The organism is Microbulbifer echini, from assembly GCF_041447225.1.
GTDB classification, from domain to species: Bacteria; Pseudomonadota; Gammaproteobacteria; order Pseudomonadales; family Cellvibrionaceae; genus Microbulbifer; species Microbulbifer echini.
Genome location: NZ_JBGMEL010000009.1, coordinates 48,473 through 62,872, shown reverse-complemented (window position 1 = coordinate 62,872; position 14,400 = coordinate 48,473). Strand labels below are relative to the sequence as shown.

12 protein-coding genes are annotated in these 14,400 nt (G+C 50.1%); 2 read left to right on the top strand and 10 right to left on the bottom strand.

What is annotated here, in order from left to right:
- Positions 1-31 precede the first annotated feature (31 nt).
- The 4 genes from ACCI51_RS10455 to ACCI51_RS10440 all read right to left on the bottom strand — a co-directional run bounded on the left by ACCI51_RS10455 (position 32) and on the right by ACCI51_RS10440 (position 4,021).
- A complete protein-coding gene (locus ACCI51_RS10455; RefSeq protein ID WP_371843517.1) occupies positions 32-1,279 on the bottom strand; it encodes a sensor histidine kinase in 1,248 nt (415 codons plus the stop codon).
- On the bottom strand, positions 1,263-1,958 hold the full coding sequence (locus ACCI51_RS10450; protein ID WP_371843516.1) for a response regulator transcription factor: 696 nt from the start codon (positions 1,956-1,958) through the stop codon (positions 1,263-1,265). Before ACCI51_RS10450 ends, ACCI51_RS10455 begins: the two co-directional genes overlap by 17 nt.
- A 108-nt stretch (positions 1,959-2,066) precedes the next feature.
- The gene (locus ACCI51_RS10445) at positions 2,067-2,795 is read right to left on the bottom strand and encodes a pteridine reductase (protein WP_299586177.1); all 729 of its coding nucleotides are present in this window, start codon (positions 2,793-2,795) and stop codon (positions 2,067-2,069) included.
- 5 nt (positions 2,796-2,800) lie between these two features.
- Positions 2,801-4,021, bottom strand: a complete 1,221-nt coding sequence (locus ACCI51_RS10440) for a multifunctional CCA addition/repair protein (RefSeq protein ID WP_371843515.1) — start codon at positions 4,019-4,021, stop codon at positions 2,801-2,803.
- A gap of 533 nt (positions 4,022-4,554) precedes the next feature.
- Here ACCI51_RS10440 and ACCI51_RS10435 point away from each other — a divergent pair.
- The gene (locus tag ACCI51_RS10435; RefSeq protein WP_299586172.1) at positions 4,555-5,127 is read left to right on the top strand and encodes a helix-turn-helix domain-containing protein; all 573 of its coding nucleotides are present in this window, start codon (positions 4,555-4,557) and stop codon (positions 5,125-5,127) included.
- An 84-nt stretch (positions 5,128-5,211) separates the two neighbouring features.
- Here ACCI51_RS10435 and ACCI51_RS10430 read toward each other — a convergent pair whose 3' ends face one another.
- The 3 genes from ACCI51_RS10430 to ACCI51_RS10420 all read right to left on the bottom strand — a co-directional run bounded on the left by ACCI51_RS10430 (position 5,212) and on the right by ACCI51_RS10420 (position 10,167).
- Positions 5,212-6,801 carry a SpoVR family protein gene (locus ACCI51_RS10430; RefSeq protein ID WP_299586170.1) on the bottom strand — a complete coding sequence of 530 codons (1,590 nt, stop codon included), beginning with the start codon at positions 6,799-6,801 and terminating at the stop codon, positions 5,212-5,214.
- Positions 6,795-8,078 (bottom strand): YeaH/YhbH family protein, encoded by a 1,284-nt coding sequence (locus ACCI51_RS10425; protein WP_299586167.1) that lies wholly within the window; start codon positions 8,076-8,078, stop codon positions 6,795-6,797. Before ACCI51_RS10425 ends, ACCI51_RS10430 begins: the two co-directional genes overlap by 7 nt.
- A gap of 166 nt (positions 8,079-8,244) precedes the next feature.
- Entirely contained in the window at positions 8,245-10,167 is a 1,923-nt protein-coding gene (locus ACCI51_RS10420; protein WP_299586165.1) for a PrkA family serine protein kinase, read from the bottom strand.
- 356 nt (positions 10,168-10,523) lie between these two features.
- On the opposite strand from ACCI51_RS10420, the gene galE reads away from it, so the two are divergent.
- Positions 10,524-11,552: a UDP-glucose 4-epimerase GalE gene (gene galE, locus ACCI51_RS10415; RefSeq protein ID WP_371843514.1), complete on the top strand. Its 1,029-nt coding sequence runs from the start codon at positions 10,524-10,526 to the stop codon at positions 11,550-11,552.
- 101 nt (positions 11,553-11,653) lie between these two features.
- Here galE and ACCI51_RS10410 read toward each other — a convergent pair whose 3' ends face one another.
- The 3 genes from ACCI51_RS10410 to pdxA are packed head-to-tail and all read right to left on the bottom strand — an operon-like array spanning position 11,654 to position 14,340.
- Complete coding sequence (locus ACCI51_RS10410) at positions 11,654-12,466, bottom strand: symmetrical bis(5'-nucleosyl)-tetraphosphatase (RefSeq protein WP_371843513.1); 813 nt, start codon at positions 12,464-12,466, stop codon at positions 11,654-11,656.
- 33 nt (positions 12,467-12,499) lie between these two features.
- Positions 12,500-13,300 carry a 16S rRNA (adenine(1518)-N(6)/adenine(1519)-N(6))-dimethyltransferase RsmA gene (gene rsmA / locus ACCI51_RS10405; RefSeq protein WP_299586158.1) on the bottom strand — a complete coding sequence of 267 codons (801 nt, stop codon included), beginning with the start codon at positions 13,298-13,300 and terminating at the stop codon, positions 12,500-12,502.
- Between the two features lie 53 nt (positions 13,301-13,353).
- The gene (pdxA, locus tag ACCI51_RS10400) at positions 13,354-14,340 is read right to left on the bottom strand and encodes a 4-hydroxythreonine-4-phosphate dehydrogenase PdxA (RefSeq protein WP_371843512.1); all 987 of its coding nucleotides are present in this window, start codon (positions 14,338-14,340) and stop codon (positions 13,354-13,356) included.
- Positions 14,341-14,400: the final 60 nt, after the last annotated feature.

Sequence of the window (14,400 nt, the reverse complement as noted above, 5' to 3'; positions counted from 1 at the left end):
TTCTAGTAATGAATATCTGGACCTTGGCCAGCTACTGGGTAAAAGACAGAACGCACTGATAAATATTTTTTCGACATTGGATAGAGATGGTCCAATTTAAGGCTTCACAGATTCTCTTGGTCAGGAAAAGGCCTTGACCAATACCGTCACTGCCTTCCCTCTTTTGGCCGGGTAAGAGGGAGGTTTCTAGATCTAATTGATTGTCTGTGGCGTTCTCAAAAAAGAGTGTGTCCCCCTTATAGGCAATAACCAATTTGGGGCTGGAAGCGTGCTGTAATGCATTACTGATTAAGTTGTCGAATAGCAGAGTTACCAGGTGTCGGTTGGCCAGGACTCTGACTTTGGGCCCTAATTTCAAATCAACAGTAAAATGCTTTTGCACAATTATCGGGTGTTGAATTAAAAGGCGCTCCTCTAGTAAGGCACGCAATGGGATATCTTCCGGCTGTAGAGACTCTGAGCGGGCGAGGGCCAATAGTGTTTTAACGGTTTTTTCCATACCGGTAACCGTTTCTAATAGCTCATTTCTTTCAGGTTTAGTCATTTCCCGATTTTGACTGAGAGCCAGCGTGCTTTTCAGAATGGTTAGCCCGGTGCGTAATTCATGACTTGTATCCCGGGTAAATTCGGTTTCCCTGCGCAATGTTAGCTTGAGCTGGTTAAGCGTATCTTGCAACGTACTTGCGAGATAACCGATTTCATCTTGTTTATAGTTATAAGGTAGGGAAATTAGAGAATCGCAGTTTCTTTGCAGCTCGACGGCTTTAGCCAGGGTTACTACAGGTGCGATGGTTTTACGGGAAATACGAAAAGCACAATAGAGGGCTAAGAGTAGGGTCAAGATACAGGCCCCAGCAAAGAGCCAGAGAAATTGTGAGGATTGCCTCGTAACAGTGAGCAATTCACTGACTTCAGCCACGAGAACTGCGGATTTATTGTCCGGAAAATGTACTCTGCGTAGATGGAAGTGATGTTCCGAATCACTAAACCATTCTGCTTTTTCTGCATGGCTTGGTAGGGCAGTGCGTAATTCGGTCGGAATTATTTTGCTTTCAGTGTATAGCGTTAAATAGGGTAGGCGTGGCTCTGGGGTCGCATTAGTCAGTCTTGCCTGCTGTTCGAGGTGGCGGACTTCTTCGGCCAATAAGTTATCGAGTAAATGGTCTTCAACCACATAGGCCACCATCATACAGATGGCAAAAAACACCAAGCATAGCAGCAGGGTAAAGCTGCCAAAAATAGCGAAGACCTTCCTCTGTAAATTACTGGTTTCGCGCATTGGGAATTTCCAACTGATAACCGAGATTGGTGATGGTTTTCAACATAGGGGCCTGGAAAGGCTTATCCAGTGTTTGGCGAAGACTATAAATGTGGGATTTTAAGGCGTCTGTTTCTGGGGGTTCATCACCCCAAATATGGTGGATTATTGCCGAGCGGCTTACTGGTGCTGGCGACGCCTGGGCGAGCATAGTGAGAATGCGAAAACCGATCGTTGTCAGGGGCAGAGGTTGTTTATCCCGGTAGGCCGTTTGCTGGTGCTGGTTTATCTGTAAATTACCGACCTTAATTTCTTCACTGGTATGTAGCTGGTGTCTACGTGCCAGGGCGCGGCATCTCAGTATCAGTTCCCTTGGCTCGAAGGGCTTACATAAGTAATCATCGGCACCGATACCAAAACCGCGTTCTTTATCTGCGATAGCATCGCGGGCAGTTAACATCAGAATTGGCATGTTAACTGGGGCTTGTGCCTTGATCTTTTCACAGACCTCCAAGCCATCTATATCCGGCAGGCCCAGGTCGAGAATGATCAGATCGAAGACTTGTTCCAGGGCCAGCTGTAAACCCTGGCGACCCCGGCGGGCATAATCTATTTGCCAGCCCTCAGCGAGCAGGAATTCGGCAAGCTGGCGGGCGATAGTGGGGTTATCTTCAATCAGCAATATCTTCAGTGAGCGCACCGGCAAAGCTCGTGTGGCAGAGAAAGTTACAAAACATTCTGACAGAGTGCCGGTGAAATTGAAGTGAAGCCCCGCTGTTGGACTGTTTTAGATATTGGTTGGACTGCTCTAGATATTGAGGTTGCGGCCGCCGTCAACGGCAATAACCTGGCCGTTGATATAGGGGGCGTCACAGACAAGGAAGCGCACGGTCTTTGCGATATCGCTAGGGTCACCGGTTCGGGCCAAAGGAATGCGCTGGGTGATTTGCGCTTTCTTGGCTTCGTTAGATGCCTCTTGCTCTGGCCAAAGAATGGCACCGGGGGCGACTGCATTGACTCGAATCTGGGGTGATAGCTCCAGCGCGAGGCTTTTTGTCAGCATTACCAGCCCAGCTTTGGCGGCACAGTAAATAGTATGCTCGGGCATAGGGCGCTCGGCGTGGATATCCGCCATATTTACCACACAGCCTTGCTGCCGGCCGAGACTTTCTTTAAGGGCTTGGGTAAGAAAGAAGGGCACCTTCAAATTACTGCCGACTAGTCGATCCCAATCCTCCTCAGTGGCCTTGCCCACTGGGGTGGGGTGAAAGGCTGAGGCATTGTTCACCAGGGCATCAATACCGCCCCATACATCTTGGGCTCGCCGAGCGAGATCCGAGCAGGCTTGGGCACTACTCAGGTCACTGTGCAGTGCGATGGCAGAATTGGGACGGCGTTCGTTCAGGTTCTGTGCCAGGGCGCGAGCGGCTTCCGCCGAGTTGCGATAGTGAATAACCACCCGATGGTCATTGTGCAGTTCTTCGGCAATGGCGCGACCCAAGCGTGCGGCGGCGCCGGTAATCAATACACTACGCACTGAACTTATTCCTCATATTGGTCCTTTATTTTGGCGATCGCCTTAACACGCTCCCGGTCCAGCGCCTGCCCCAGCTTGGCGCCCTGGTAGCCTTCTTGGATCAGTGCTTCAGCAGTGACCGCGGCCGCCGCGTCGCGGGTGGCGCGCAGGAAGTTCACCTGTGGGTAATCTCGGTCCTCAAGCCCCTGGCGGCCTCGGGCATCCGCCTCACAGGCGCGCAGGAAATTCTCAAACCGCTCGGGACGGCGGAGTGCATCCAGACTGCGAATCATCTTCATGATGGTCTGTGGACGTAGATCAAATGCTCTGTGGCAGTGCAGGTGGTATTCACAGACTCCAACAGCCAATGCAGTTAATTCTTTGGGAGTGCGCCAGCGCTCACAGACTGCCCGCACCAAGGGAATACCGGCGGATTCGTGGCCGTGGTGGCTGGGCAATATCTCCTCTGGCGTTAAACCTTTGCCCAGGTCGTGTAGCAAGACAGCAAAGCGCACTGGCAGATCCGCAGGAGCTGAGCGCAAGGCCATTAATACATGCTCGCCTGTATCTACCTCAGGGTGGTGTTTGGGGGGCTGAGGTACCCCAAATAACTGTTCCAATTCCGGTAGAAGAATTGCCAGTGCTCCGCACTCTCGCAATACCTGGATAAAAATATCCGGGGCCGGTTCAGTAAGGGCGCGGCTAACTTCCTTCCAGATTCGCTCTGCCACCAGGTATTCAACTTCCCCGGCCTCAACCACTTGTCGCATGAGCGCCATAGTCTCCGCCGCAACAATAAATCCCAGATGGTGGTAACGGGCTGCAAAGCGGGCTACGCGCAGGATGCGCAGGGGGTCCTCGGCAAATGCGGGCGATACGTGGCGTAACAGTCGGGCCTCGAGATCGGCTCGTCCCCCATAGGGATCAATGAGGGCGCCGTCTTCCGATTCCGCTATCGCATTGATGGTGAGGTCGCGGCGTAGCAGGTCCTCTTCAAGAGTAATACTGGCATCAGTATTTACGGAAAACCCCCCATAGCCATGTCCGCTCTTACGCTCCGTTCGCGCGAGTGCATATTCTTCTCCGGTCTCAGGGTGCAGGAAAACTGGGAAATCCTTTCCTACAGGGCTATACCCCATGTCTAACATGTGTTCCGGGTTGGTACCAACAACAACCCAGTCGTGCTCAGTAACGGGGCGGTTGAGTAATTTGTCGCGTACGGCACCACCGACGAGGTAGATCTTCAAAGGAATCGCTCCGGGGCTGGAGAAACCGGTTTCCCGGTGAAGGGTTGCACTGCCATAAATCCATTGGTTCCGGCGCTGCCCACTTACCAGGGAATTGGGCAGGAGTTTCAGGGGAGGAGGTTTTGAGATTTTGGCAAGATAAAAAAAAGGCCCCGAAAAAACAAGGGGGCCCAGGGTCTTAGGGTATTCGCTTAGCAAACATCTAATTGCCAATCGCGGGGTAGCTGGCTTGCCGGCCATACCCGCTGGAGAGGATCTTGCGACACGGCTGTACCGCTAAATCTAAGGCCATTCTATGGGACCTGTCATACCTGTCAACTATATCTTTTAGTATTTTTTGAGGGGGTTGTTCCACTGTTCGTTAACTAAATACATGGACCGAATTTCGGGCTGGTTTTGCAGCATTGAACAGCATAATTTATAGGGGCGAACCTGTTGTGCAGGATAATTTCGCGCCTGGCTTCGGGGGATGGGGCCTGGGCTCGAGAGATTGACCTGTTCATCAAGGATTGCAGTTGTTGGGGAGAATAAATATGAGCGAACTACATGTGCTAACCACCGGGGAAGCGGCTCGGTATTGTGGAGTCAATTTCCGTACGGTGATTCGCTGGATTGAGCGGGGGCAGTTGAAGGCTTACAAACTTCCAGGGCGCGGTGACCACCGTATCTGTGTGGAGGATTTTGTGGGTTTTCTTCGCGATAACTCGATGCCAGTGCCAAATGACTTGGCGGTGCCCAGTCGAAAAGTACTGCTACTGACAACCGATTCAGAGCTGACTTCCACGGGCCTTCAGGCTTTAAAGAATATTGGCTGTGAAATAGAAGTGGCTGGGGACAGTTTTTCAGCTGGTATTTTACTGGCCAATGCCAAACCGGCATTGTTGGTTATCGACGCGGGCCTGATTGGCGATGGTGGTTTTCAGGTACTCGATTATTTGAGATCTCGCAGCGAATACACCAACTTGCGGATTCTCGTTGTGCCTGCTGAAGATGATCTGGATAAAGCCCGTTGGTTGGATGCGGGGGCGGATGCTTTATTAGCCCATCGCGAGGAACGCGGTGAGTTGGCGGCAAAAGCCAGGCTTCTGCTGGAAACAGATCACTAAACGGATCCCTTCCACCTAGGCTTATTCTCTGGCTATTCACCCCATTTGCACGGGAGCTGCGATTTAATCGCTCCCGTGCAAAATCTAAATGGGTTTCGGAATTAACATCGACTCCTCTTCCCCTTCTTGCCGGTCGCGCCCCTGCTCTGGACAATGGTAACTAGCCGTAACCTGATCTCCGTTGAGACTATTGAGATGTATATCAAAACCCCAAAGCCTGTGCAGGTGCCTAAGCACTTCGGGTGTTTCTTTGCCCAGTGGCCGGCGCCGGTGCTGGGTATGGTTCAGGGTGAGTGAACGGTCTCCCCGGGTATCTACCGAGTAGACTTGGATATTGGGTTCACGGTTACCCAGATTGTATTGGCCTGCGAGGTTTTCCCGTAGCTGCCTATAACCACTCTCGTCGTGTATGGCACTCACCACTATTTCATTTTCCTGATCGTTATCACTGATACAAAAAAGTTTCATATCCCGAATGACTTTGGGGGAGAGGAACTGCAAGATAAAGCTCTCATCCTTAAAATCGCGCATGGCAAATTGAAGTGTTTCGCGCCAGTTACTGCCGGCGATATCCGGAAACCAATGGCGGTCCTCTTCCGTTGGGTTCTCGCAGATACGCCTCAGGTCACTAAAAATGCTGAAGCCCAGAGTGTAGGGATTGATACCGTTGTAATAAGGGCTGTCGAAACTGGGTTGGTAGATCACGTTAGTGTGGCTTTGCAGAAACTCCATCATAAAGCCTTCAGTGACCCGGCGGCGTCGATAGAGCTCTGAGAGTAGGGTGTAGTGCCAGAAAGTGGCCCAGCCCTCGTTCATAACCTGTGTCTGACGCTGGGGATAAAAATACTGAGCAAGCTTGCGAACGATACGTACTAACTCTCTCTGCCAGCTCTCGAGTAAGGGGGCATTTTTCTCGATAAAGTAGAGAATATTTTCCTGAGGTTCCTCTGGGAAACGTTTTTCTATGGCCTCTTCGGTTCCCTCACCAAGCTTCGGAATGGTTCGCCAAAGGTCATTTAGTTGTCGTTGCCGGTATTCTTCACGTTCCTTTTGCTGGCGCTCCTCTTCGATAGCAGAGATGGGATAGGGGCGTTTGTAGCGGTCAACGCCGTAGTTCATCAGGGCGTGACAGGAGTCCAGTATGGCCTCGACCTCCCCAAGCCCATGGCGTTCTTCACAGCGAGAAATGTAATTCTTAGCGAAGATCAGGTAATCAATAATGCTGCCGGCATCCGTCCATGAACGAAACAGGTAATTTCCTTTGAAAAACGAATTATGTCCATAAGAGGCGTGGGCGATAACCAGTGCCTGCATCGTCATGGTATTTTCCTCCATGAGGTAGGCGATGCAGGGGTTAGAGTTGATCACTATTTCATAAGCAAGCCCCATCAGACCTCGCTGGTAATTGTTTTCAACGCTGATAAATTGCTTGCCGAAAGACCAGTGGTTATAGCCCACGGGCATGCCAACCGATGAATAGGCGTCCATCATTTGCTCGGAACTGATCACCTCAATCTGGTTGGGGTAGGTATCCAGACCAAACTCATCTGCTAGTTCACTAATGGCTCTGTCATACTCCTGGATCAGCTCGAAAGTCCACTCCGAAGTGGTGGATATGGGTTCTGCAGATTCAGGTTTTTGCGAATCGCTGCCGCTGGCAAAAGTGTCTAGCATCGAGCGGTCACCTTCTGGCTGAACAGTTGGCGGAAAACAGGATAAATGTCTTGAACGTCCACAATTTGCTCCATGGCAAAGTGACTCGGAAAAAGTGTACGCACGCTCTCGTACTCCTCCCACAGGGCTTGGTGATCTCTGGGAGTAATCTCTACGTAGGAGTAGTACTGCATATGGGGCATGATGTCGTCGATCAGGATTCTGTGACAGGTACTGGAGTCATCGTTCCAATTGTCACCATCGGAAGCCTGTGCACCGTATATGTTCCATTCACTGTCCGGGTAGCGCTCGCGCATAATCCGACGCATTAGCTTTAGAGCACTGGAAACAATCGTTCCGCCCGTTTCCCGGGAATAAAAAAACTCCTCTTCGTCCACTTCCTTGGCGCTGGTGTGATGACGAATAAAGACTACTTCTGTATATTCATAACTGCGTTGTAAGAATAGATAAAGCAGTAAAAAGAACCGTTTGGCTATATCCTTGGTGGCCTGATTCATAGAGCCGGATACGTCCATCAGGCAAAACATGACGGCGCGGGAGCGAGGTTTTGGTTGGCGGATCAATAGATTGTACTTAAGATCAAAATCATCTAGGAATGGCACTCGGCCAACACGTCTGCGCAGTTCGATAATCTCGCTTTTCAGCGCTTCTATTTTACGCTGATCACGCAGTGCCGTATCTTTTTGTTCCTCGATTTCAAGGACTTTTTCCAGTTCACGAATTTGTTTTCTTTTGTTGCTAGTGAGGGCGATACGACGTGCATGGGCAGCTCTTAACGAACGAATGACGTTGAGGCGGCCTGGCGTACCTTCTTTACTGATACCCGCGCGAACTACCTGAAAAGACTCGTTGCCAGCGAGCCGCTGTTTGATCATATTGGGTAGTTGTAGCCCTTCAAACATGAAGTCGAGAAACTCTTCCTGAGAAATTTGGAAGACAAAGTCATCAACGCCCTCGCCACTGTCACTAGCGCCGCCGCCACTGCCATCTCCACCTTTGGGGTTTTGGCGTGGTATGCGATCACCGGCTGTGAACTCTTTATTGCCTGGCAGGATACGCTCAACATGCCCACCATCTCCATGAGAGAATAACGGTTCGCTGATATCTCGGGTGGGAATGCTGATTCGCTCGCCTTTATCCATATCCATTATGGAACGGCTGTTCATGGCGTCGCCAACGGCTTTCTTTATATGGGCCTTGTAGCGCCTTAAAAATCGCTGACGATTAACGGTACTCTTCTTTTTTCCATTCAGGCGGCGGTCGATGATGTAGCTCATAATTCTGCCTTTAGTCTGAATAAAACAATTGGGCAAAGGCCATTATGCAATCTATTCAGACGCTCTCTACAGGGCTGCTAGGGCCCCCAAGGGGAGCCCGTTAGCGATTGCGGTCTTGTGTCAGGCAAGCTGAGATGGTTCGCGAGCTTATCTGCATAAACTTCATTTACTGTGACTTTCGCACCCGCAGGTACCATTCTGACAACAGGCGAACCTGTTTCTCGGTATAGCCGCGTTCTACCATGCGGGCAACGAAGTCTGCATGCTTGCGTTTGTCGTCCGCAGAGGCCTTGGTGTTAAATGAGATTACCGGTAAGAGATCTTCCGTATTAGAGAACATTTTTTTCTCGATAACGGCACGCAGTTTTTCATAGGAGCGCCAGTCGGGGTTTTTACCCTGGTTGTTGGCGCGGGCACGTAGAACGAAATTGACAATTTCATTGCGAAAATCCTTCGGGTTGGATATTCCCGCAGGTTTTTCGGTCTTTTCCAGTTCTTCGTTCAGTGCACCACGATCAAGAATTTCCCCGGTTTCTGGGTCCCTATATTCCTGATCCTGAATCCAAAAATCGGCGTAGGTTACGTAGCGATCGAACAGATTTTGTCCGTATTCAGCATAAGATTCCAGATAGGCGGTTTGAATTTCCTTGCCGATAAATTCTACATACCTGGGCGCCAAGTACTCCTTGATAAAGCCGAGATAGTTCTCCTGTATTTCCGGTTGAAACTGCTCCTGCTCTATTTGTTGCTCTAAAACGTAGAGCAAATGAACCGGGTTGGCTGCTACTTCTGTTGCATCAAAATTGAAAACCTTGGAGAGTATTTTGAAGGAAAATCTTGTAGAGAGGCCATTCATGCCCTCATCAACACCGGCATTATCTCGATATTCCTGAATGGTTTTTGCTTTTGGATCGGTGTCCTTTAGGTTTTCTCCATCATAGATACGCATTTTTGAGTAGAGGCTGGAATTCTCCGGATTCTTAATGCGTGAAAGTACGGAAAACTGAGCCAGCATACGCAAGGTATCTGGAGCACAGGGGGATTTTGATAGGGAGCTGTTTTCCAAAAGTTTTTGATAGATTTTTATCTCTTCTAAAACCCGTACGCAATAGGGCACCTTGACGATATAGATTCGATCCAGAAACGCTTCATTATTCCGGTTGTTGCGGAACGACTGCCATTCCGACTCATTGGAGTGGGCTAGGATAGTGCCGTTAAATGGAATTGAACCCAGACCCTCGGTACTGTTGTAATTGCCTTCCTGGGTCGCTGTGAGTAGAGGGTGTAGCACCTTGATTGGCGCCTTGAACATTTCAACAAATTCCATAATTCCCTGGTTAGCGCGGCAGAGACTACCGGAAAAACTGTAAGCGTCAGGGTCGTTTTGAGGGTAATCCTCAAGTTTTCGGATATCAATTTTTCCAACCAGCGAAGAGATATCCTGGTTGTTTTCATCACCGGGTTCAGTTTTTGAGATCGCAACTTGGTCGAGAATGGATGGACGAATTTTTACCACCCTGAACTTGCTGATGTCGCCTTTAAATTCATGTAGGCGCTTAACTGCCCAGGGAGACATTATGGTGTTCACATAACGTCTGGCAATGCCGTAGTCCTCCTCAAGGATCCGTCCATCTTCATCCGGGGAGAAAAGGCTTAAAGGAGATTCAAAAACTGGAGAGCCTTTGATTGCGTATATTGGCACCTGCTCCATAAGTGCCTTGAGTCGTTCTGCAAGAGAGGATTTTCCGCCTCCTACTGGTCCTAGCAAATAGAGGATTTGTTTCTTCTCTTCTAGGCCCTGAGCAGCATGACGGAAGAAAGAGACGATTTGCTCTATGGCTTCTTCCATGCCATAGAATTCTCCGAAAGCCTTGTAACGCTTAATGACTTTATTACAGAAAATGCGTGATAAGCGGGGATCGCGGGAGGTATCTATCAGTTCCGCCTCGCCAATAGCCATGAGCATTCTCTCGGCGGGAGAGGCGTAGGCGCTGCGGTCTGTTTTGCACAGCTCCAGATACTCCTGGATGCTTAATTCTTCATCCTGGATTGACTCATATCTTTCCAGGTAGTGATTGAAAATTGTCATAATATTTACCTCCCTGTAGCCCTATGGACAGAGTCCAGCGTCCTGCTTATCGTTTGGATTCAGTGCACTGACTAGTTGTTTCAGAGACTGTACGCGCTGCTCGTGCCACAGAGAGCTGTGATTGGCAGTAATACAGTCATTTCCATGTTTGAGCGTTGCCCGGCATAAAGCGCTATTGATTATCGCCGTTGCTAACCTTGTTCTACTCTGGGTGCGATCAATCGGTCCCAGCTTTTCCAGCATAGCTTTCCGTCTCACGGCGGTAAGGGAATGTCTCCCAGATAGGTTGAAAACAGCGGCAGTTTTAAGCTTTACTTGCTCCCTTTCAAATCTGTACAGAGTTATAAGGAGCCATTATGGCGATTCTAGTGACGGGCGGTGCAGGGTATATTGGTAGCCATACTTGTTTGGAGTTACTTTCGACGGGTTTTCAGCCAGTGGTGGTGGATAACCTTTCGAATAGTAGTGAAGAATCCCTGCGGCGCGTAGAGTCTATCTCTGGTAAAAAAATTCCTTTCTATAATCTCGATATATCCAATAGGCAGGGGCTTCGCCGGGTATTTACCGATCATAAGATTGAGGCTGTAATTCATTTTGCAGGTTTAAAAGCTGTTGGTGAGTCTGTCGCTCAGCCACTCCGTTATTATCAGAATAATGTCGCTGGCACCTTGATTCTTCTGGAAGTGATGAAGGAATTTGATGTGTTTGAAGTCATTTTCAGCTCATCGGCTACAGTCTATGGCGACCCTGAAACAGTGCCAATCAGGGAGGATTTCCCCACTGGTGCAACGAACCCCTATGGCGCAAGTAAGCTGATGGCTGAAGATATTCTACGGGATATCTGTGGGGCACCTGAGAACCCTTGGAAGGTGAGTTTACTGCGCTATTTCAATCCAATTGGTGCTCACGAGAGTGGCTGGATCGGAGAAGATCCTCTTGGAATACCTAATAATTTATTGCCGTATGTCGCTCAAGTTGCCGTGGGGCGCCGGCCTTTTTTACAGATTTTTGGTGATGACTATGCGACGGTGGATGGAACCGGCGTTCGGGATTACATCCATGTGGTGGATTTAGCAAGAGGCCATTTGGCTGCATTGGAGCTGTTGCGCAAGCCCTCAACGCCAGCAGGTTGTTATACCCATAATCTCGGCACAGGAAGGGGAAGTTCTGTGTTAGAGGTCGTCAGTGCCTTTGAGGTAGCCAGTGGTAGGTCTGTGCCCTATAAAATTACCGCTCGTCGATCGGGAGATATCGCCGAATGCTATGCAGATCCTGCGTTGGCAGAACGAGAGCTAGGTTGGCGAGCTGAGTATAGCCTGAAGCGAATGGTTGAAGATACCTGGCGCTGGCAATCCAACAATCCGAATGGATATAGTGCTGATTAAATATTCAGGAATATAAGACTTTAGCCGATGGGGGGCTTCTCATTGGCTAATCAGTTTTTGTTGAAGGCAATTGGCTTCTCTATTTTATAGTGGATTCACTCTTAGAGGCTGCAGTCGGCACAAAAAAACTCCTCTTCACCAAGTCGCATGGCAGTTAGGTAGCCTCCCCATACACAACCCGTATCCAGGGCGAATACATTTGGGGTATCGGCTCGCCCCTCAAGAGCGGCCCAGTGCCCAAAAATGATTTTTTCTTCCTTAGTTTTTCTGTTGGGAAAGCTAAACCAGGGCTTGTACTCACCATGAGATGCCTGGGGACCGCGTTTAGTGACAAGATCGAGTGTGCCATCTTCCTTACAAAAACGCATACGCGTGAAATAGTTGGTAATAGAGCGCAATCGTTCAATGCCAATTAGGTGATCGTCCCAGCAATGGGGTTCGTTACCATACATGCCGTAAAAGTAGGCTTTAGCCATCGCATCATCGGAAAGGGCGTGCTCGACTTCTCGGGATAGTTTCTGGGCTTTAGTAATGCTCCAGATCGGGGGGATACCGGCGTGTACCATGGTATACCCCTTCTTATGAACGAGTAAGGGCAGGCTTTGCAGCCAATTTAGCAGACGATCAGAATCTTTAGCTTTAAGAATTTTCGCCAGATCCTGCTCTTTTTCTGAGAGATGTTTGGCACCATGTGCGAGGGCAAGGAGATGCAAATCATGGTTACCAAGGACGGCGGTAACCTGGTGTCTGTGCTCATAGAGAAATCGCAGAGTGCCGAGGCTGTCATCACCGCGGTGTACCAAGTCTCCGGCTATCCATAGTTTGTCGCGGTCAAAGCGAAAATGGATTTTTTTCAGTAGGCGTTGCAATGGCTCTAAGCAGCCCTGTATATCGCCGATTGCATAAGTAGCCAAAACCTTATCCCCAGAAAATTCTACTTGTGGTACTTATTGTTGCCTAAGCCCTGCACAGTAATTTGTCAGCTCTACAAATTCCTGCACGCTCAGAGTTTCGGGTCGGCGGCTGGTGTCGACTGGTAGCTGCTCTAGATCAAGTGCTGGAAATAGAGGTTTTAACGCATTACGCAGTGTTTTACGGCGCTGTTGAAAGGCCACATTGACAACGCGCTCCAGTAATTTTTCATCTTCGGCGATGTAGGGAATTTGACTGTGGGGGACAAGGCGAACAATGGCAGACTCGACCTTGGGAGCGGGTCTAAACGATTGTGGGGGCACAGGGAATAGCCCTTGTACTCGGCAGTAGTACTGTACCATTACGCTTAGGCGTCCATAAGATTTAGTGCTGGGGCTGGCTCCAAGGCGGTCGACGACCTCTTTTTGCAGCATAAAGTGCATGTCCTGCACTTTGCCCTTAAAACTGAGTAAATGGAATAAAAGAGGCGTGGAAATATTGTAGGGGAGGTTGCCAACAATGCGCAGGGCGCCGTCCGCGGCGAAGGTGCCAAAGTCAAATTTGAGTGCATCCCGCTCAATAATCTTGAACTCGGGGTAGTCCCTAAACTTAAATTCTAAAAGCGGAATCAGGTCCCGGTCGAGCTCCACTGCAGTAAGGGATGGGCAGCGTTGCAATAACAATTCTGTAATCGCCCCCTGACCAGGTCCGATCTCAACGAGTTGATCCGTCTCTTTTGGCGCAATAGAGCGCACTATTCGTTCAATAATATTCCCATCAACCAAAAAATTCTGGCCGAAACGCTTGCGAGCCTTGTGTTGGAAGAAGTTGTCCATTAAATAATCTGCAATTCTAATCGTGATTTGGGGCATACACTGAGTGCGGCTGCCTAATGGTTCTGGAGTTGTGCCAATTCAATTGCCTGGCATAGGGCTGCCTGAAGGCTGCCGCAGCTGGCCTTGCCGCTGCCAGCCAGATCCAGGGCGGTGCCGTGATCTACGGAGGTGCGAATAAAAGGCAGGCCCAGGGTGATATTGACAGCATTGCCGAACCCTTTGAATTTTAACACCGGCAACCCCTGATCGTGATACATGGCTAGTACCGCATCGAAATGGGCTAACTGAGGGGGCGTAAAAAGGGTATCCGCTGGCAGAGGCCCGACCAAATGCAGTCCTCGGTCGCGCAGCCGGGCTAATGCGGGTTCAATCACTTCAATTTCTTCCCGGCCCAGGTGCCCAGTCTCTCCTGCATGGGGGTTTAGGCCACATACCCCGATGCGGGGGGAATCGATGCGGAATTGCTGACATAAGCTTCGGTGCAAAATCTCTGTGACACTCTCCAGGCGTTCGCCAGTGATCGCGGCACTAACATCTTTCAGTGGAAGGTGCGTGGTGACAAGTGCTACACGTAGATCTTCTGCGGCAAGCATCATGACAACCTGTGGCACACCCGCTCTTTCAGCAAAAAACTCCGTATGCCCGCTAAAAGAGACGCCAGCTTCATTGATGATCCCCTTGTGTACCGGGCCGGTGACCAGGGCATCAAACTGACCATTGAGACATCCATCGGCGGCCATTTCCAATGTCTTGAGGACATAGGGGGCATTGGCGGTGCTGAGCGCTCCAGGTTGGGCACTTTGTGCCAGTGGGGACGCCCGGATATAGAGACTGCCCGGGGGCGTGGCGGATACCGGCGCGCCTTCTGAAAGCGGTAGGAGTTGCAGGGGAAGCTTTAACCTGTGTGCCGTCTGCTCCAGTAGGTTGGGGTCGGCAATAGCAATGAGTTGTGCGTGGCTGCCGCGCTGGGCAATTTTCACGCTCAGCTCTGGACCAACACCGGCAGGTTCCCCGGGAGTGAGAGCAATTCTGGGTATCATAGCGGTGCCATTTTTGATGCGAATAAAAAACCGGGCACTTTGGCCCGGTTCCAGAGATCT